This is a genomic window from Pseudomonas sp. SWRI111 (assembly GCF_014268555.1).
Classification (GTDB): Bacteria; Pseudomonadota; Gammaproteobacteria; order Pseudomonadales; family Pseudomonadaceae; genus Aquipseudomonas; species Aquipseudomonas hamedanensis.
This window is the reverse complement of record NZ_JABWQQ010000004.1, coordinates 15210-34106: the sequence shown is the minus strand read 5'-3', so window position 1 is coordinate 34106 and position 18897 is coordinate 15210. Positions and strand designations below refer to the sequence as shown.

Genomic DNA, 18897 nt, shown 5'->3' with positions numbered 1-18897 from the left:
GGCGGAAGGGTTCAAGCCGGAACAGAAATCCGATTGCGGATGTTGAATTCAGGTGTACACAAAACGACTGTGGGAGCGGGCTTGCTCGCGAATGCGGTGTCTCAGTCAACAAAGAGGCTGAATGATCCACCGCATTCGCGAGCAAGCCCGCTCCCACATTGGCAATGTGTCGCCCACAAGTTCGTGGGCAACCTATTTACATCACCCGCGATGACGCCCGCGGAAGTAGTTGATCAGGCCCTGGGTCGAGGCATCATCCGCCACGGTCTCATCGCTGCCGACCAGACGGTTGTAGACGCCTTTGCCCAGCTCCTTGCCCAATTCCACGCCCCACTGGTCGAAGGCGTTGATGCCCCAGACCACGCTTTGCACGAACACTTTGTGTTCATACATGGCAACCAGTGCGCCGAGGCGACGCGGGCTGATGCGCTCGACCACCAGGGTGTTGCTCGGACGGTTGCCCGGGATCACCTTATGCGGTGCAAGTTTGCTCACGTCTTCCTCGTCCATGCCCTTGTCGCGCAGTTCGGCTTCGGCTTCCGGCAAGGTCTTGCCGAGCATCAGCGCCTGGCTCTGCGACAGGCAGTTGGCGTACAACCACTGGTGGTGGTCAGAGACCGGGTTGAAGCTGACGATCGGCACGATGAAGTCGGCCGGGATCAGTTGGGTGCCCTGGTGCAGCAACTGGTGGTAGGCGTGCTGACCGTTGCAGCCGACGCCGCCCCAGATCACCGGACCGGTGTCGGTGGACACCGAGGTGCCGTCCTGACGCACGCTCTTGCCGTTGGATTCCATGTCCAGCTGTTGCAAGTGCTTGGTGATGTTACGCAGGTAGTGGTCGTACGGCAGGATCGCGTGGCTTTGCGCGCCCCAGAAGTTGCCGTACCACACGCCGAGCAGGGCCAGCAGCACCGGCATGTTCTGTTCGAACGGCGCGGTCTGGAAGTGCTGGTCCATGGTGTAGGCACCGGACAGCAGTTCCTTGAAGTTGGACATGCCGATCGCCAGGGCAATCGGCAGACCGATCGCCGACCACAGCGAATAACGACCGCCGACCCAGTCCCACATCGGGAAAATGTTTTCTTCGCGAATGCCGAAGGCCACGGCTGCCGCGTTGTTGCTCGATACGGCGATGAAGTGACGATACAGCTCGGCTTCCGAACCACCCTGGGCCAGGTACCAGGCGCGTGCCGCCTGAGCGTTCTTCAGGGTTTCGAGGGTGTTGAAGGATTTCGACGAAACGATGAACAGCGTGGTTTCGGCGCGCAGTTTCTGCGTCAGCTCGTGGAACTCACTGCCATCGATGTTCGCCAGGTAATGACACCGCACGCCTTTCTGCGCATAGGACAGCAGCGCTTCGGAGACCAGCTCAGGGCCGAGGAACGAGCCGCCGATGCCGATGTTGACCACGTCAGTGATCGGCTTCTCGGTGTAACCGCGCCACAGGCCGTCGTGGATGCGGCCGACCAGATCGGTGATCTGGTTCAGCACCTTGTGCACTTCCGGCATCACGTTGACACCGTTGACCGACAACTTGTCGCCTACCGGGCGGCGCAGGGCAGTGTGCAGGGCCGGGCGACCTTCGGAAGCGTTGACGATTTCACCGTCGAACAGCGCTTTGATCGCGCCCTTGAGATCGACTTGATTGGCCAGACCCACGAGCAGGTTGCGGGTCTCGGCGTTGATCAGATTCTTCGAATAGTCGAGAAACAGTCCGCAGCTGCTGAGGGTGAACTGATTGAAACGCTGCGGATCGGCGTTGAAGGCTTCGCGCATGCTGAAATCCTGCATGGCTTGGCGGTGATCTTTCAACGCTTGCCAGGCAGGCAGAGCGGTAACGTCATGAGGAGTGCGGTAGTACGCCATCGCTGCGGTTTTCCTTTTTACTTGAACGGCCTTTTGAACACGGAACAGATCCACCACGCCGCGCTCGGCGTGGGATCAACTGTGTCGACACGATTTCTGGACACAGGGCGAATACAGTAAACCTCGCGCTGCGTTCTGTCTTGACTTTGTCTGACCAGATCCCTGTACTTTTTTAACATTCGAACAGGGATTTGGCCGACAAACGGAGAGGGACGGCTGCTGCGGTGGCTCAGGCGAGCTGAACCGGGATGGCGTTGCTGGTATGGCTCAGTTCATTGCCCGGCGCCATGTACAGCATGCGCGGTTTGAAGTTGAGCAGTTCGGCTTCGCTGTAGTGAGCGTAGGCACAGATGATCACGCGGTCGCCGACCCTGGCCTTGTGCGCGGCGGCGCCATTGACCGAAATCATCCGCGAACCTTCTTCGCCGCGAATCGCATAGGTGGTGAAGCGCTCGCCGTTGTCGACGTTATAAATCTGGATCTGCTCGTACTCGCGAATGCCGGACAGGTCCAGCCACTCGCCATCGATGGCGCACGAACCTTCGTAATCGAGCACCGCATGGGTGACTTCGGCGCGGTGCAGTTTGGCCTTGAGCATGATCGCGTGCATGAGGGGTTTTCCCGGGTTGGAATCGAACGGCGGGCAGTGTGCCTGAAGGCTTGGGGGGCGGCAATATGGCTGAAACGAGTTCTCCAGAACGCCGCAAACCTTGTAGGAGTGAGCCTGCTCGCGATAGCGGTGAGTCAGTCGATGGAGCTGTGACTGACGGACCGCTATCGCGAGCAGGCTCACTCCTACAGGGGGGATTTGTGTGTGTTCAGGTCGTGCTATCGAGGTTCAGGTGCAGGTTATCGATCAGCCGAGTGGTGCCGAGAAACGCCGCTACCAGAATCACCAGGTCGCGATCCTCCGCGGTCGCCGGACGCAACGTCAGGCCATGGCGAATTTCCAGGTAATCCGGACGCAGGCCTGCCGATTCCAGCAGTTGCAACTGCACGCTGATCAGCGTCGGGTAGTCGCGATCACCTTGTTTGATCGCTTCGGCAATATTGTTCAGCGTGCGATAGACCACCGGTGCGACCGCGCGCTGGTCCTCGCTTAGGAAACCGTTACGCGATGACAGCGCCAGACCGTCGCCCGCCCGCACGGTGGGCTCGCCGATGATCTGGATTGGCATGTTGAGGTCGTGCACCAGCGCACGGATCACCGCCAGTTGCTGATAATCCTTCTGGCCGAAGATCGCCAGGTCCGGCTGGACCATGTTGAACAGTTTGCTGACCACCGTCGCGACCCCTTCGAAGTGCCCCGGACGGCTGGCGCCGCACAAGCCTTCGGACAGTTTTGGCACGCTGACCCGGGTTTGTCCGGCCATGCCGTCCGGGTACATCTCTTCAACGGTCGGGGCAAACAGCAGGTCGCAACCGGCTTCGAGAAGTTTTTCCTGGTCAGCCGCCAGGGTGCGCGGGTATTTGTCGAGGTCTTCGCCGGCACCGAATTGCAGCGGGTTGACGAAAATGCTCGCGACCACGAAATCGACCCGTTGCGTGGCCTTGGTGACCAGTGCGACATGGCCGCTGTGCAGGTTGCCCATGGTCGGCACAAAGCCGATGCGTTTTCCTTCGCTGCGGGCGCGGGCTACAGCGGCGCGCAGTTCGCGTACGGTTTTGACGGTGTTCATGCGGAGAATCCGTGTTCGATGCCAGGGAACGTGGTGGCTTTGACTTCGTTGACGTAGGCCTTCAGCGCGGACTGGATACTGTCCTGACCGTGCATGAAGTTCTTGACGAATTTGGGTACGCGGCCGGTGATCGACAGGCCCAGCATGTCGTGCAGCACCAGTACCTGGCCGTCGGTCGCATTACCCGCGCCGATACCGATCACCGGAATCTTCACGGCCTGGCTGATTTCTGCCGCCAGTTCACTGGGCACGCATTCGAGCAACAGCATCGCCGCGCCGGCCTGTTCCAGCGAGATCGCGTCGGCACGCATCTGCCGCGCCTGATTCTCGTTGCGGCCCTGCACCTTATAGCCACCCAGAATGTTCACCGCTTGCGGTGTCAGGCCCATGTGCGCGCAGACCGGCACGCCGCGTTCGGCCAGCAGGCGGATCGACTCGGCCAGCCACAACGCACCTTCGACCTTGACCATGTGCGCGCCGGCCTGCATCAGCATGGCGCTGTTGCTCAAGGTTTGCTCGAGGGTCGCGTTGGCCATGAACGGCAGGTCGGCCAGGATCAGGGCGTCGGTGTTGCCGCGTTTGACGCAGGCGGTGTGGTAGGCCATTTCTGCGGTGGTCACCGGCAGGGTGCTGTCGTGACCTTGCAGGACCATGCCGAGGGAGTCGCCCACCAGCAGCACTTCGACTCCGGCCTCGTTGCAGGCGTGGGCGAAAGTCGCGTCATAGCAGGTCAGCATGGTGATCTTTTCACCTTTCTGCTTGAGGCTCTGGAGCGTGGTCAGGGTGATGGCTGGCATGTAAAAAATCCTCGTTCAGGCGCTCTGGAAACTACAGCGAGTAACGCGCGTGATTCGTCATCTACTCAGGCGCACGGTCTTGTGTCGTGCTTATAAGGCCTGGATTGCGCCCGTATGTGCCGGGTTGGCGGCAGCGGGACGCCTATAGTCGTGATGAGCCAACAGGAAGTCAATTGCGTGTGTTACCGCATTGTTACGTGCCGGGTGTTACCGGCGTTACTGATGCGATTCAGCGTGGCGGCGGGGTTGTAGGAGTGAGCCTGCTCGCGATCGCGGTGGGTCAGTTATTGAAGCTGTGACTGACTCACCGCGATCGCGAGCAGGCTCACTCCTACAATTTGAATTTGTGTCAGGGCTGGGGGAGGCGTTCCAGGCCGACGAACGGACAGGCTGCCAGCAGGTTGGGCAGGGCGCGGCCGTCAGGCAAGCGCAAATTCTGTGGGGCGAGTTCGGCGAGGGGATAGAGCACGAACGCGCGCTCATGCATCTGGTAATGCGGGACTTTCAACCGTGGCTCGTCGATCAGGCGATCGCCGAACAGCAGAATGTCCAGATCCAGGGTCCGCGGCCCCCAGCGCTCCAGACGCTCGCGGCCCTGATCGTTTTCGATCGCCTGCAAGGCATCGAGCAGTTCAATCGGTGCAAGCGAGCTGTCGAGCGCGGCCACGGCGTTGGTATAACGCGGCTGACCGGGCAGCAGGGAATCGCTTTGATAAAAAGCGGAAACGCCGGCAAGGGTGGTTTGCGGCAATTGCCCCAGCGCCGCTATGGCGCTGCGCAATTGTTCGGCGGGGGCAGCGAGGTTGCTGCCCATGCCGATGTAGATACGCTCCATGGCTTACTCGCCCGTCGCGCTCGGCGCACCGGCGCGTTTGCGCTTGGAACCGCTGCTGCGCCGACGTTTGCGTGGCGCGCCACTGGCATCGTCACCCTTGCCGCTGAGGTCGCGGATCATGTCGCGACGCTCGCTGTCGTTGGCGTCCTGATAGTCCGTCCACCATTCGCCGAGGCCATCGGTTTCCTCGCCCGCGCTCTCGCGCAGCAGCAGGAAGTCGTAACCGGCCCGGAAACGCGGATTGTCCAGCAGCAGGTCGGCGCGTTTGCCGCTGCGGCGTGGCAGGCGCTCCTGCATGTCCCAGATCTCGCGGATCGGCATGGTGAAGCGTTTTGGAATCGCGATGCGCTGGCACTGTTCGGCGATCAGTTCGTGAGCGCCTTCCTGCATCGCCGGGATGGGCGGCATGCCACGTTCCTGCAAGCGCAACACGCGGGCCGGCAGCGCAGGCCAGAGCAGGGCGGCAAACAGGAACGCCGGGGTCACCGGTTTGTTCTGCTTGATGCGCAAGTCAGTGTTGGTCAGCGCTTCGCTGATCAGCGTGTGGGTGTACTCCGGGTTGTATTCCAGCGCCTCGGCACTGGCCGGGAACAGCGGGGCGAACAGTTGCAGGTCGACCAGCATTTCAAAGGTGATCGCGCCGTGGCCGGAGAGGAACAGCTTCAGCACTTCTTCGAACAAGCGCGCCGACGGAATCTCGCGCAGCATCGGTGCCAGCTCGCGGATCGGCTGCACGGTGTGCTTTTCGATACCGAAATTGAGTTTGGCGGCAAACCGCACGGCCCGCAGCATGCGCACCGGGTCTTCCTGGTAACGCTGTTTGGGGTCGCCGATCAGACGGATCAGGTGATTGCGGATGTCGTGCACGCCGTTGGCGTAGTCGAGAATGCGCTCGCTGACCGGATCGTAATACAGGGCGTTGATGGTGAAGTCGCGGCGTTGCGCGTCTTCTTCCAGGGTGCCGTAAACGTTGTCGCGCAGGATTCGCCCGCTTTCGTTACGCGAAGACTGGTTGCTGTCTTCGTCGTCTTCGTTGACCGGGTGATTGGCGCGGAAGGTCGCGACTTCAATGATTTCGCGACCGAAATGGATATGCACCAGCTTGAAGCGGCGGCCAATGATCCGCGCGTTGCGGAATTCGGCACGGACCTGCTCGGGGGTGGCGCTGGTGGCGACGTCGAAATCCTTGGGCGTGATGCCCAGCAGCATGTCACGCACGCAACCGCCGACCAGATAAGCCTGGTAACCGGCACCTTGCAGGCGTTCGACGATGTTCACCGCATAGCGGCTGAACTGCGTTTTCTGCAGCGAATGTTGGCCGCTGTTGAGCACTTCAGGGGTGCTGCGGATGTGTTGCGTACGACGCACTGGAGTTCGGAATGACTGGAACAGCTTCTTCAGCATGGGATGCACTGTTTGAAGGAATGTTCGGCCATACCAAAAGAATGACCGCATGATGGGCGCAGATTCTAGCATTTAGTCGGGGGATGGTGTAGGAGACAGCAGATTCGAGCTGTAAGCCGCGTGCTACAAGGGTCGAGCGAGGCAAAAAGGGGGATTTCACAGACGGGAGAAACTACAAGGGGAGCCGAAGCTCCCCAAGAAGTAGTTGCGTGCTCTTTTTATTATTGATTCGGGCTTCTTGTTTTTGTTGAGTGCCCTCGCCACGAAGTGTTTCCTTCGTGACCCTCCCAATCGGGAGCCAAGAGCAAACGGATTGCTTTGGTCGCTGAATTGCAGTGATCTGTCGATCCAACCAGTACAGGCTCTGTCTTAGGACAGTTTTTGTTGTTCTCGGCCTGGTCGTGGGGCAAGCCCCAAATACAACGCCTCTCCAAAAGAATCAGTTAGCTGCGCCTCTCGCCGTCTTGTTTTTATTGTGCGTGAGTCGATTCGTCTTATTTTTATTGTCTTGTTCATTGCTTGTTATTGTTCTTGTACCAAACATATTGCAGGGTGCGTGCCAACTTTTGCCAAGCCCAGTAAAACAAGGGGTTAGGTCGATATAACCGTTTTGCAGGGGCGAAAAAAAGCCGGGGTTTCGTTACCGATAACCCCGGCTTCTGTTACGTGAATCGACTGCGGTAACAGTTTCTTCACAAGGTCATGCGTTACCCGCCCGCGTGTTGGGTAACGCTCAGCTCTCGCTGGCGACCCCGGTCTTGCGGCGTGGAATGCCCAGACGTTGACGACGCTCCCACAGGCATTTGCGGCTGACGCCGAGTTTGCGCGCCAGTTCGGTCTCGGTCATGTGGTCCTGATGCTCGAGGACGAAGTGCTGGAAATAGTCTTCCAGCGACAAGTCCTCGGTCGGCTCATGGCTGCTGTTGCTGGCGTTACCGCCGGTCTGCGGCGGCAGGCCGATGAACTCGTCGTCTTCCAGATCGCTCAGCTCGATGTCGATGCCCAGCAGGTCGGCGGAAATTTCCGGACTCTCGCTGAGAATCACCGCGCGCTCGACCGCGTTCTCCAGTTCACGCACGTTACCCGGCCAGGAATAGTGCCGGATCGCCTGTTCGGCATCGGCGGCAAATTTCAGATCGGTGCGGTTGATGCGCGCGCTTTGGCGAGCGAGGAAGGCATTGGCGATCTCGTTGACGTCGGCACCGCGCTCGCGCAGCGGCGGCAGTTTCAAGGCAATCACGTGCAGGCGGTAATAAAGGTCTTCACGGAACTGGCCGATTTTCGCCAGGCTTTTCAGATCGCGGTGGGTCGCGGCGATCAGACGTACATCGACTTTCTGCGATTGCACCGAGCCGACCCGGCGAATTTCGCCTTCCTGCAAGACCCGCAGCAAGCGAGCCTGGGCTTCCAGTGGCAGTTCGCCGATTTCATCGAGGAACAACGTGCCGCCGTCCGCGGCTTCGACCAGACCGGCGCGCCCGGCGCTGGCGCCAGTGAACGCGCCTTTTTCGTGGCCGAACAGCTCGGACTCGATCAGGCTTTCCGGGATGGCCGCGCAGTTGACCGAGATCATCGGCGCCTTGGCGCGTTTCGACAGATTGTGCAGGGCACGGGCCACCAGTTCCTTGCCGGTGCCGGATTCGCCCTGGATCAGCACATTGGAATCGGTCGGCGCGACTTTGCGGATCTTGCTGTAGAGGTCCTGCATGGGCGGGCACGAGCCGATGATGCCGATCTCGCCGTTGCTGTTGTCGCTGGCGGCCTTGCTGCTGCCGTTGGTCGGTTTGCTGGCAACGGCTTCGCCGCCAGCCGGGGCCGATTGCCGATCGCGCAGGATCCGCGCGACGGCCTGGAGCATTTCATCGTGGTCGAAAGGCTTGGCGATGTAATCCACCGCGCCCATCTTCATCGAGTCGACCGCCGAGCGCAGGCTGGCGTAGCTGGTCATGATCAGCACCGGTGTGCCCTGGCCAAGCTTGATCAGCTCGGTGCCCGGCGCACCCGGCAGGCGCAAGTCGCTGACGATCAGATCGAACGTGGGAATGGTGAAGCGTTCTTGTGCTTCCTGCACTGAACCGGCTTCGCTGACCTGGTACTGGTTACGTTCCAGCAGGCGGCGCAAGGCGGAGCGGATAATTGTTTCGTCTTCGACGATCAAAATGTGCGGCATTGATTCGATACTCTCGACGGTCTCAGTTCACAGCGGACGTCGCTTCGACATGACGCGGCAAGGTCACCCGGATACGGGTGCCGCGTTGGCTTTGTACATCAGCCGGGCTGTCGATGGTGATTTGTCCATAATGCTCTTCAACGATGGAATAGACCAGTGCAAGGCCCAGACCGGTGCCTTCGCCAGGATCCTTGGTGGTGAAGAAGGGTTCGAACAATCGGTCCATGATGCTCGACGGAATACCGCTGCCTTCGTCCTCGACGATCAGATCGACCGTGTGTTCGCCGGCTTCGCTCTTGACCCGTACCGCGCTGCCGGGCGGCGAGGCGTCACGGGCATTCGAGAGCAGATTGATCAGTACCTGGGCGAGCCGTTGCGGATCGCCTTCGACCCAGTGATCGGGGTCGCACAGGTTGTAGAACTGTACTTCGAAGTTGCGTCGGTTCAGGGCCAGCAGGCCGATGGCATCCTGCGCAACCTGCGCCAGACAAACGGGCTCGTCACTGTGCTGATGGCTGCCGGCGTGGGCAAAACTCATCAGCGACTGGACGATGCGCGACACGCGTTTGGTCTGCTCGAGAATCTGCCCGCTGATTTCCGTCAGCTCACTGTCGTCTTCACGTTCTTCGCGCAGATTCTGCGCCAGGCAGGCGATCCCGGTAATCGGGTTGCCGATTTCATGGGCCACACCCGCCGCCAGGCGACCGATGCTGGCCAGACGTTCGGAGTGCACCAGTTTATCTTCGAGCATCTGCGTTTCAGTCAAATCCTCGACCAGCAGCACCAGGCCGCTGTTGCCCGGCGCCAGCGGCTCATCGATTGCCGCTTTGTGCAGGTTCAGCCAGCGCGTCTGGCCGTCGAGGGCCAAGTGTTGTTTGTGCAGGTGTTCGTCGGGCAGGTCGATGAAACCCTGCAGCAGCTCCTTCCACGGATTGGCAATGGTGCTCAGGCGCGAGCCGACCACCCGTTGCGCGGCAATCCCGGTCAACTCTTCCATGGCCTTGTTCCACATCAGGATCTCCTGATCCTTGGCCAGTGAGCAGACGCCCATCGGCAGCTCCTGCAGAGTCTGGCGGTGGTAGCGGCGCAGCGCATCGAGTTCGGCGGCCAGACCGGTGAGGCGCGAGTGATAATCCTCGAGGCGGCTTTCGATGAAATGAATGTCTTCAGTGACGTAGTTTTCGCCGCCGGCCTTGTATGGCAGAAAGGTTTCGACCATGTCCTGCGCCACGCTCGGGCCCATCAGGCCGGAGAGGTTGGCTTCAATGCGATCACGCAGTCGGCGCAGGGCGTACGGCCGGCGCTCGTCGAACGGCAGGTAAAGGTCACGCAGGGCCTGTTCGACTTCTTTCTGTGCGGCTTTGGCGCCGAGCGGTTTGGCCAGTTGTGTGGCGAATTCCTGTGGCGAGGCCGCGTGCAGCTCACGACGTTGCGGGCGGCGCACGTTATCCACTGCGCAGGCTTCGGCGGCACTCGCCTCTTCCGCGCTGGCGTTGGTGAACAGCGAGATCAGGGTGAACATCAAGACGTTGGCCGCCAGCGAGGCGATGGCCGCCATGTGCCAACTGGTGTCGTCGAGCACATAAATCATGTTCAGCAGCGGAATGTAGAAACCCTGCAGATTGCCGACCAGCGGCAGCAGCATGGTCACGACCCAGACCAGAATCCCCGCCAGCAAGCCTGCGATAAAGCCGCGACGGTTGGCGGTCGGCCAGTACAGCACCGACAGCACCCCCGGCAGAAATTGCAGGGTGGCGACGAACGCGACGATGCCGAGGTTGGCCAGATCCTGTTCGGCGCCGAGCATCAGGTAGAAACCGAAACCGGCCATGATGATCGCGACGATCAGCGCCCGGCGCGTCCACTTCAGCCAGCGGTAGATATTGCCTTCGGCCGGCGGCTGGTAAAGCGGCAGCACCAGATGGTTGAGGGCCATGCCCGACAGCGCCAGGGTGGTGACGATGATCAGACCACTTGCCGCCGACAGACCGCCCACATAAGCGAGCAGCGCCAGCGGCTTGCTGTTGGCGGCAATGCCGATGCCCAAGGTGAAATATTCCGGATTGGTCGTGGCGCCAAGCTTCAGGCCGGCCCAGAGAATCAGCGGCACCGCCAGGCTCATCAACAACAGGAACAGTGGCAAGCCCCAGCTCGCGCTGACCAGCGAGCGCGGGTTGAGGTTTTCGGTGAAGGTCATGTGATACATGTGCGGCATGACGATTGCCGAGGCGAAGAACACCAGCAGCAGCGTGCGCCATGGCCCTTCCTGTAACGGCGTATGCAGCGCGGCGAGGGCGGTCTGGTTCTGCAACAGCCACAGTTCCAGATGTTGCGGGCCGTCGAATACCCCATAGAGCGCATACAGGCCGACGCCGCCGAGGGCGATCAGTTTGATCACCGACTCAAAGGCGATGGCGAACACCAGCCCTTCGTGTTTCTCGCGGGTGGCGATATGGCGCGAGCCGAAGAAGATCGTGAACAGAATGATCAGTGCACAGAACGCCAGCGCCACGCGGCTCTGAATCGGCTCGCCGGTCAGGATGCCGATGGAGTCGGCCACTGCCTGAATCTGCAAGGCCAGCAGGGGCAGGACGCCGATCAGCATGAAAATCGTGGTCAGCGCGCCGGCCCAGGTGCTGCGAAAACGGAAGGCGAACAGATCCGCCAGCGACGACAACTGGTAAGTGCGGGTGATCTTCAGGATCGGATAGAGCAGCACCGGGGCCAGCAGGAATGCACCGGACACGCCGAGATAGCTGGAAAGGAAACCGTAGCCGTACTGGTACGCCAGACCCACCGTGCCGTAGAACGCCCACGCGCTGGCGTAAACCCCCAGCGACAAGGTGTAAGTCAGCGGGTGGCGAATGATCGCTCGCGGGATCATGCCCCGTTCACTGACCCAGGCCACGCCGAACAGCGCCGCCAGGTACGCGGCGCTGATCAGAAGCATCTGGGTCAGGCTAAAGCTCATCGGCATCTTTTTGGCTCTGCAGGATGAAGGTCACGACAATCAGGATCAGCCAGAGCAGATAAGGGCGATACCAGGCGCCCGTCGCGTCGATCCACCAATCCATGATGGCGGGGGAGAACAGATAGATCCCGACGACCAAAAGCAGGACCAAGCGATAGATGTACATCCCGGCCTCTCTTTTTATGCGCGTGCCCGAAAACGTGCGGCGATGGTAACGGATGGGCGCGCGACTGCAAGTGTCGTCATTGCAGTTGCGCTTCAGGCAGCGTCAGTGTGCGTGGAATCTTGTCCGCATCCCAATGAGCGCTGCCCCAGGCGAGCAGTTCGTGCGGCGAAGCGCAGGCCAGTTCGCTGCCGGGTTTTTGCCCCAGTGCGCGCAGGGCACGCAGCAGCAACGGCGTGGCTTGATCGGCTTCGAGCGGCGGCGAACGGTAGGACTTGCCGAGCTTGTTGCCGTCGGGCTGGGTGATCAGCGGCAGGTGCAGGTAGCGCGGTTGTTTCAGGCCCAGCAGCTCTTGCAGATACAACTGGCGGGGCGTCGAGTCGAGCAGGTCGGCGCCGCGCACGATGTCGGTGATGCCTTGCCAGGCATCGTCGAGCACCACGGCGAGTTGATAAGCGTAGAGGCCGTCGCGGCGGCGGATCACGAAGTCGCCAACGTCACGGCCCAGATGCTGGCGGAATTCGCCCTGCACGCGGTCGATGAAGTGGTATTCCAGTTCCGGCACGCGCAGACGGATCGCCGCATCTTGCTGCTCATGGCCGGCGTTGCGGCAAAAGCCGGGATAAATCCCGTGATACGGCTCAAGTTGTTTGCGCGAACAGGTGCAGGCGTAAGCCAGACCGTGATTGAACAAGCTGTCGAGCACTTCGGCATAGGCCGCGTGCCGCTCGCTCTGGCGAACCATTTCGCCGTCCCATTCGAAGCCGTAACTTTCCAGGGCCTTGAGAATCGCCGCTTGCGCACCGGGCTCTTCGCGCGGCGGATCAAGGTCTTCCATGCGCACCAGCCATTGGCCGCCGACCGATCGGGCATCGAGGTAGGAGGCCAGCGCCGCGACCAGCGAACCGAAGTGCAGGTGGCCACTGGGGGTGGGGGCGAAACGGCCGATGTAGGCGGGGGAGGTTTTGGCGATCATGAGAGAAAATACAATTTTTCGGGATTCGGCACATTACCTCTGTGGGAGGGGGCTTGCTCCCGAAGGCGGCTATTCAGACAACTTTGATGTCGAATGACACGCCGCCTTCGGGAGCAAGCCCCCTCCCACAAAAGGCAGTCAAGAGGCGGGGCGGCAGGCAAACCGCACAAACAAAAACGGAGCGTTCGCACGCTCCGTTTGCTGTTCAGGTCGAAATTACTTGCCGACCTGCTTTTCCTTGATTTCCGCCAGGGTCTTGCAGTCGATGCACAGATCCGCTGTTGGACGGGCTTCGAGGCGTTTGACGCCGATCTCGATGCCGCAGGACTCGCACCAGCCGTACTCTTCGTCTTCGATCAGTTGCAGCGTCTTGTCGATTTTCTTGATCAGCTTGCGCTCGCGGTCGCGGGCGCGCAGTTCGAGGGCGAATTCTTCTTCCTGGCTGGCACGGTCGGCCGGGTCAGGGAAGTTGGCCGCTTCGTCTTTCATGTGATCAACCGTACGGTCGACTTCCTGCATCAAGTCCAAGTCCAGTTTCCACTTGTTCAGGATCTTGGTGAAATGCGCGCGCATCGGAGCGCCCATGTACTCTTCACCCGCCTTCGGAACGTAAGGTTCGAAGCCGCTGATCGTCGCTTGCTGCTGTTGCTTTGCTTGGGTGGACATGAAATAGACCGCCTCTACTCTTGTAATCCATTGCGCAGGAAGCTCCATCACCGACACCTGCCGGCCCTGCGGCTGCAAGCGGGCGAACTTACCAGATCAATTCAGCCGGCGCTACTCCCGGATGTCGAGGCCCCGGCGGGTGGCGCTTGCAGATGTTTGGCAAGTCGTGTCTGGTGGGATGCAGACCTGTTCAATCAGTGATTTTAGTCAATCCTGGAGCGAACGCTCATCTCGTTACAGTCCAGTGTTCTTGAGGCTGTGACCGCTGCGGGTTCTCGCTCGTTCCGGTAGATGGGTAGAATCGACTCTTTTTTCCGTCGAAGGCAATCCAATGGCCCCCTACAGTGCGCGCAGTCGTGCGATCGAACCGTTCCATGTGATGGCGCTGCTGGCGCGGGCCAACGAACTGCAGGCCGACGGTCACGATGTGATTCACTTGGAAATCGGCGAGCCGGACTTCACCACTGCCGAGCCGATCATTCGCGCCGGGCAAGCCGCGCTGACGGCGGGCAAGACCCGTTACACCGCGGCGCGGGGCATTCCTGAGCTGCGTGAGGCGATTTCCGGGTTTTACCAGTCGCGCTATGGCTTGAATATCGATCCGCGCCGGATCCTGATCACGCCCGGTGGTTCTGGCGCGCTGCTGCTCGCGAGCGCGTTATTGGTCGATCCCGGCAAGCACTGGCTGCTGGCGGATCCGGGCTATCCGTGTAACCGGCACTTTTTGCGTCTGGTTGAAGGTGCGGCGCAGTTGGTGCCGGTCGGGCCGGACGTGCGCTATCAATTGACCCCGGACCTCGTCGAGCGGCATTGGGACCACGACAGTGTCGGCGCGCTGGTCGCCTCGCCGGCCAACCCGACCGGGACGATTCTGACCCGTGCCGAGCTGGCCGGGTTATCCACAGCCATCAAGGCGCGGCACGGCCATTTGGTGGTGGATGAGATCTACCACGGTCTGACGTACGGCACCGATGCCGCCAGCGTGCTCGAAGTCGATGACAGTGCGTTTGTCCTGAACAGTTTTTCCAAGTACTTCGGTATGACCGGCTGGCGTCTCGGCTGGCTGGTGGCACCGGACGCGGCGGTCGGCGAACTGGAAAAACTTGCGCAAAACCTCTACATCAGCGCGCCGAGCATGGCGCAACACGCGGCTCTGGCCTGTTTTGAGCCCGATACGCTGACGATTCTCGAGGAGCGCCGCGCTGAATTCGGCCGCCGACGGGATTTCCTCCTGCCGGCGTTGCGCGAGCTGGGCTTCAACATTGCCGTCGAGCCTGAAGGCGCTTTCTATCTTTATGCCGATATCAGCCAGTTTGGCGGCGATGCCTTCGCGTTCTGCCAACATTTCCTCGAAACAGAACATGTGGCCTTCACCCCGGGCCTGGATTTTGGCCGCTATCAGGCCAGTCATCATGTGCGGTTCGCCTACACGCAAAACCTCGCGCGCTTGCAGGAAGCGGTGGAGCGCATCGCCCGTGGTTTGAAGAGCTGGCAAGGCTGATGCGTTTTTATCCACCGCTGGAGCAGGCGCGGCTGATCCGTCGTTACAAGCGCTTTCTCGCTGACATTGAAACCGTCAGCGGCGAATTGCTGACCATCCACTGCCCGAACACCGGTTCGATGCTCAATTGCCAGGTCGAGGGCGGGCAAGTCTGGTTCAGTCGCTCCAACGACCCGAAACGCAAATTGCCCGGCACTTGGGAAATCGGCGAAACCCCGCAGGGCCGCTTGTTTTGCGTGAACACCGGGCGCGCCAACGGACTGGTCGAGGAAGCGTTACAGGCCGGCGTCATTACCGAGTTGGCCGGGTTTACTGCTTTGAAGCGGGAAGTGGCTTACGGGCAGGAAAAGAGCCGCATCGATTTCCGCCTCGAATACCCCAGTGGCCCGGCTTATATCGAAGTGAAAAGCGTCACGCTGGGCTTCGACGGTACGGCCGTGGCCGCGTTTCCCGATGCGGTGACCCAGCGCGGCGCCAAGCATTTGCGTGAGCTGGCGCACCTGGCACGGGACGGGATCCGCGCGGTGCAGTTGTATTGCGTCAATCTCACCGGGATTGAGGCCGTGCGTCCGGCCAGGGAAATCGACTCGGCCTACGCCGATGCGCTTCTCGAAGCGGTCGCTTGTGGCGTCGAGGTGCTGGCGTATGGCGTGCGCCTGGATCATCAAGAGCTGGTCATTGATCGGCGTCTCGACGTATTGCTCAACGGTTAAACGTCTATCCACAGCCCTTGCGCATCTTCGCGGCAGGCAATCGCCGTCAACGCTTGCCCGGCGCAGGGGCCGGCGACGCATTCACCGTCCTCGATCAGAAACAGGGCGCCGTGGGTGGCGCACTGGATCAGACTGTTGCTCGGATCGAGAAACTGGTCGGGTTGCCATTCCAGCCTGACGCCTCGGTGCGGGCAGCGGTTGAGGTAGACATAGGCCTGCCCGCCACGTCGCACGGCAAACAGCTTTTTCCCGTCGATATCGAAACCGCGACTACCGGCCTCGACCAGATCGACCCCGGCGCAGAGAAACTTCATGGCTATCCTCGAGTGTCCGCTCGTGTCTGGATATGTCCGAGCTTGACGTTTAAATGCAAACAATTATCAAATGGCGGCCTTCTCCCACGGGGATCGGGCAGAGGCCGAGGATACTTGGCTTGTCGTCCGGATGCCTGGGAAACCTTATTCAAGGAAGCTGTGTATGCGCCTGAGTGCTCGCGTTGCTGTGCTGTGTGTCGGCCTGTTTGTCAGCCACCAGGCCGCAGCGGCGGATTTGCCGCAACGCTGGGTCAGTGCCGGCGGCGCGTTGTCGGAATGGGTCAGCGCGCTGGGCGGCGAATCGAAACTGGTGGGTGTCGACACCACCAGCCAGCATCCGCAATCGCTGAAGGCACTGCCGAGCATCGGTTATCAGCGCAGCCTGTCCGCCGAGGGCATCTTGAGCCTGCGCCCGGACATTCTGATCGGCACGGAGGAAATGGGCCCGCCGCCGGTGCTTGCACAGGTGAAAGCGGCCAAGGTGCAGGTGCAGTTGTTCTCGGCCGAGCCTGACCTGCCCACGCTGGAAAATACGCTGACGCAACTCGGGCAACTGCTCGGTGCGGAACAACAGGCGGCGCGGTTGCTGCAAACGTATCAACAGCAACTCGCTGCGCAAAAGGCGCGAGTCGCTCAAGCGCAAACTCGACAGAAAGCCCCGGGCGTTCTGCTGTTGCTCGGGCATGCCGGCGGCAAGCCATTGATCGCCGGCAAGGACACCGCGGCCGATTGGCTGCTGCAACAGGCGGGCGGGCATAACCTGGCGACGCACACCGGCTACAAGGCGTTTTCGGTAGAGGCACTCGCCGGTCTCGATCCGCAAGTGCTGGTTTTTGCTGATCGGGCACTCACCGGTGAGGCGGCAAAAGCTGCGTTGTTCAAGGAAAACCCGATCCTTGCCGGCAGTCGTGCGGCCAAGGCCGGGCGCGTGCTGGAGCTGGATCCGACGTTGCTGGTCGGCGGGCTTGGACCACGTCTGCCGGCAGCGTTGAAAACCTTGTCGGACAGTTTCTATCCGGCCAAGAGCGATCAATGACCAGATTGGTCAAACCTCGCGCGCTGTTCATCGGCCTGGCGCTCCTGTGTTTGCTGGCGATCTGGCTGTCACTGGCGCTGGGACCGGTCAGCCTGCCGCTGTTCGATACGCTGCGCGCGGCACTGCGCATGCTCGGCGTGCCGTTGGCGCCGGAAGGTCTGGAGCAGGCTGAGTTGATCGTCGGGCAGATTCGTCTGCCGCGTACGTTGCTCGGGCTGGCGGTTGGCGGGGTGCTGGCGTTGTCCGGCGTGGCGATGCAGGGACTGTTTCGCAATCCGCTGGCGGACCCGGGGCTGGTCGGGGTGTCCAGTGGTGCGGCGCTGGGTGCTGCGGTGGCGATTGTCGGCGGCTCTTTTTTTGGCGGTTTGCCGGAGGCGTTCGGCCCCTATTTATTGTCGGTGTGCGCATTTCTCGGCGGGCTTGGTGTAACGGCGCTGGTTTATCGGCTCGGCCGGCGTAATGGTCAGACCCATGTGGCGACCATGCTCCTGGCGGGCATCGCGCTGACGGCTCTGGCCGGTTCGGCGGTCGGGCTGTTCACGTATCTGGCCGACGATGCGACGTTGCGCACGCTGACGTTCTGGAACCTTGGCAGCCTTAATGGCGCCAGTTACGCGCGGCTGTGGCCGTTGCTGATCATCAGCGCTGCGGTGGCAGCGTGGCTGCCGCGCCGGGCCAAGGCACTCAATGCCTTGCTGCTGGGTGAATCCGAGGCCGGGCATCTGGGCATTGATGTCGAGCGGCTCAAGCGCGAATTGGTGTTCTGCACCGCGCTGGGGGTTGGCGCGGCGGTGGCGGCGGCGGGGATGATCGGTTTTGTCGGCCTGGTGGTGCCGCATCTGGTGCGCTTGTTGTCCGGTCCCGATCATCGCGTGTTGCTCCCGGCCTCGGTACTGGCCGGCGCGAGCCTGCTGTTGCTGGCCGATCTGGTGGCGCGTCTGGCGCTGGCGCCGGCGGAGTTGCCGATCGGTATCGTCACCGCGTTTATCGGTGCGCCGTTCTTTCTTTACCTGTTGCTGCGAGGGCGAGCCTGATGTTGCGCGCCGACCATTTGCACGTTCAGCGTGGCCGCAAGGTTGTGCTCAGTGACGTCACGCTCCAGCTCGAACCGGGCAAAGTGCTTGGCGTACTCGGGCCGAACGGTGCCGGTAAAAGTACCTTGCTCGCAGCCTTGTGCGGTGAGTTGGCGCCCAGCTCCGGCGCGGTTTGCCTCGATGGGCACGGGTTGAACCATTGGAGCGGCACACAGCGGGCGCAGCGTCTGGCGGTGCTGCCGCAGGCATCGACGCTGGATTTCGCCTTTCGTGTCGAAGAAGTGGTCGGCATGGGCCGGTTGCCTTATCAGTGCGGTCGGGTGCGCGATGACGAGATTATCGCCGCCGCGCTGGCCGCGGCAGATGCCGGGCACCTGAGCGGCCGCAGTTATCTGGCGTTGTCGGGTGGCGAGCGCCAGCGCGTGCATCTGGCGCGGGTGCTGGCCCAGCTCTGGCCGGGGCAGGCGGGGCAAACGCTACTGCTGGATGAGCCGACGTCGATGCTCGACCCGCTGCATCAGCACACGACCTTGCACGCGGTGCGCGAGTTTGCCGGCCGTGGCGCGGCGGTGCTGGTCATCCTGCATGATTTGAATCTGGCGGCGCGTTATTGTGACCGGGTCTTGCTGCTTGAAGCTGGGCGCCCGGTAGCGCTGGACACGCCTGAGCGAGTGTTGCGCCCGGATTCGCTCAAGGCCGTGTTCGGGCTGGACGTGTTGGTGCAACCGCACCCGGAGCGCGGGCATCCGCTGATCATCGCCCGCTGACTGGA

The 18897-nt window shown here is 61.4% G+C and carries 17 protein-coding genes; 5 read left to right on the top strand and 12 right to left on the bottom strand.

The window, feature by feature from the left end:
- Positions 1-201: 201 nt before the first annotated feature.
- From pgi to dksA, 11 genes are all read right to left on the bottom strand, one after another.
- Positions 202-1866 carry a glucose-6-phosphate isomerase gene (pgi, locus tag HU755_RS07040; protein WP_186631039.1) on the bottom strand — a complete coding sequence of 555 codons (1665 nt, stop codon included), beginning with the start codon at positions 1864-1866 and terminating at the stop codon, positions 202-204.
- Between the two features lie 229 nt (positions 1867-2095).
- On the bottom strand, positions 2096-2476 hold the full coding sequence (gene panD / locus HU755_RS07035; protein WP_186546907.1) for an aspartate 1-decarboxylase: 381 nt from the start codon (positions 2474-2476) through the stop codon (positions 2096-2098).
- A gap of 208 nt (positions 2477-2684) precedes the next feature.
- Positions 2685-3545 (bottom strand): pantoate--beta-alanine ligase, encoded by an 861-nt coding sequence (gene panC / locus HU755_RS07030; RefSeq protein WP_186631038.1) that lies wholly within the window; start codon positions 3543-3545, stop codon positions 2685-2687.
- Positions 3542-4342 carry a 3-methyl-2-oxobutanoate hydroxymethyltransferase gene (gene panB, locus HU755_RS07025; RefSeq protein ID WP_186546909.1) on the bottom strand — a complete coding sequence of 267 codons (801 nt, stop codon included), beginning with the start codon at positions 4340-4342 and terminating at the stop codon, positions 3542-3544. The genes panC and panB overlap by 4 nt, the downstream gene beginning before the upstream one ends.
- A 349-nt stretch (positions 4343-4691) precedes the next feature.
- The gene (folK, locus tag HU755_RS07020) at positions 4692-5177 is read right to left on the bottom strand and encodes a 2-amino-4-hydroxy-6-hydroxymethyldihydropteridine diphosphokinase (protein WP_186631037.1); all 486 of its coding nucleotides are present in this window, start codon (positions 5175-5177) and stop codon (positions 4692-4694) included.
- A 3-nt stretch (positions 5178-5180) separates the two neighbouring features.
- Positions 5181-6581, bottom strand: coding sequence for a polynucleotide adenylyltransferase PcnB (locus HU755_RS07015; RefSeq protein ID WP_186546911.1), 1401 nt, complete (start codon positions 6579-6581; stop codon positions 5181-5183).
- A 733-nt stretch (positions 6582-7314) separates the two neighbouring features.
- Complete coding sequence (locus HU755_RS07010) at positions 7315-8751, bottom strand: sigma-54 dependent transcriptional regulator (RefSeq protein WP_186546912.1); 1437 nt, start codon at positions 8749-8751, stop codon at positions 7315-7317.
- Between the two features lie 22 nt (positions 8752-8773).
- The gene (locus HU755_RS07005; RefSeq protein ID WP_186631036.1) at positions 8774-11728 is read right to left on the bottom strand and encodes a sensor histidine kinase; all 2955 of its coding nucleotides are present in this window, start codon (positions 11726-11728) and stop codon (positions 8774-8776) included.
- Entirely contained in the window at positions 11712-11888 is a 177-nt protein-coding gene (locus tag HU755_RS07000; RefSeq protein ID WP_003176118.1) for a hypothetical protein, read from the bottom strand. The genes HU755_RS07005 and HU755_RS07000 overlap by 17 nt, the downstream gene beginning before the upstream one ends.
- A gap of 76 nt (positions 11889-11964) precedes the next feature.
- A complete protein-coding gene (gene gluQRS / locus HU755_RS06995; protein WP_186631035.1) occupies positions 11965-12861 on the bottom strand; it encodes a tRNA glutamyl-Q(34) synthetase GluQRS in 897 nt (298 codons plus the stop codon).
- A 216-nt stretch (positions 12862-13077) separates the two neighbouring features.
- Positions 13078-13527: an RNA polymerase-binding protein DksA gene (dksA, locus tag HU755_RS06990; protein WP_186631034.1), complete on the bottom strand. Its 450-nt coding sequence runs from the start codon at positions 13525-13527 to the stop codon at positions 13078-13080.
- Positions 13528-13858: 331 nt separating this feature from the next.
- Between dksA and HU755_RS06985 the strand changes: the two genes are divergently transcribed.
- Both HU755_RS06985 and sfsA read left to right on the top strand, forming a co-directional pair.
- Positions 13859-15028: a pyridoxal phosphate-dependent aminotransferase gene (locus HU755_RS06985; RefSeq protein WP_186623560.1), complete on the top strand. Its 1170-nt coding sequence runs from the start codon at positions 13859-13861 to the stop codon at positions 15026-15028.
- Positions 15028-15741, top strand: a complete 714-nt coding sequence (gene sfsA, locus HU755_RS06980; RefSeq protein ID WP_186631033.1) for a DNA/RNA nuclease SfsA — start codon at positions 15028-15030, stop codon at positions 15739-15741. The genes HU755_RS06985 and sfsA overlap by 1 nt, the downstream gene beginning before the upstream one ends.
- On the opposite strand, the gene HU755_RS06975 is transcribed toward sfsA, so the two are convergent.
- Positions 15738-16055: a Rieske (2Fe-2S) protein gene (locus HU755_RS06975; protein WP_186631032.1), complete on the bottom strand. Its 318-nt coding sequence runs from the start codon at positions 16053-16055 to the stop codon at positions 15738-15740. The genes sfsA and HU755_RS06975 overlap by 4 nt on opposite strands.
- 163 nt (positions 16056-16218) lie before the next feature.
- Between HU755_RS06975 and HU755_RS06970 the strand changes: the two genes are divergently transcribed.
- From HU755_RS06970 to HU755_RS06960, 3 genes are read left to right on the top strand one after another with little or no spacing between them, the layout of a single operon-like run.
- Positions 16219-17091, top strand: coding sequence for a hemin ABC transporter substrate-binding protein (locus HU755_RS06970; protein ID WP_186546918.1), 873 nt, complete (start codon positions 16219-16221; stop codon positions 17089-17091).
- Positions 17092-17141: 50 nt separating this feature from the next.
- Positions 17142-18125, top strand: a complete 984-nt coding sequence (locus tag HU755_RS06965; RefSeq protein ID WP_186546937.1) for an iron ABC transporter permease — start codon at positions 17142-17144, stop codon at positions 18123-18125.
- Positions 18125-18892, top strand: a complete 768-nt coding sequence (locus HU755_RS06960; protein ID WP_186631031.1) for a heme ABC transporter ATP-binding protein — start codon at positions 18125-18127, stop codon at positions 18890-18892. The genes HU755_RS06965 and HU755_RS06960 overlap by 1 nt, the downstream gene beginning before the upstream one ends.
- Positions 18893-18897 lie beyond the last annotated feature (5 nt).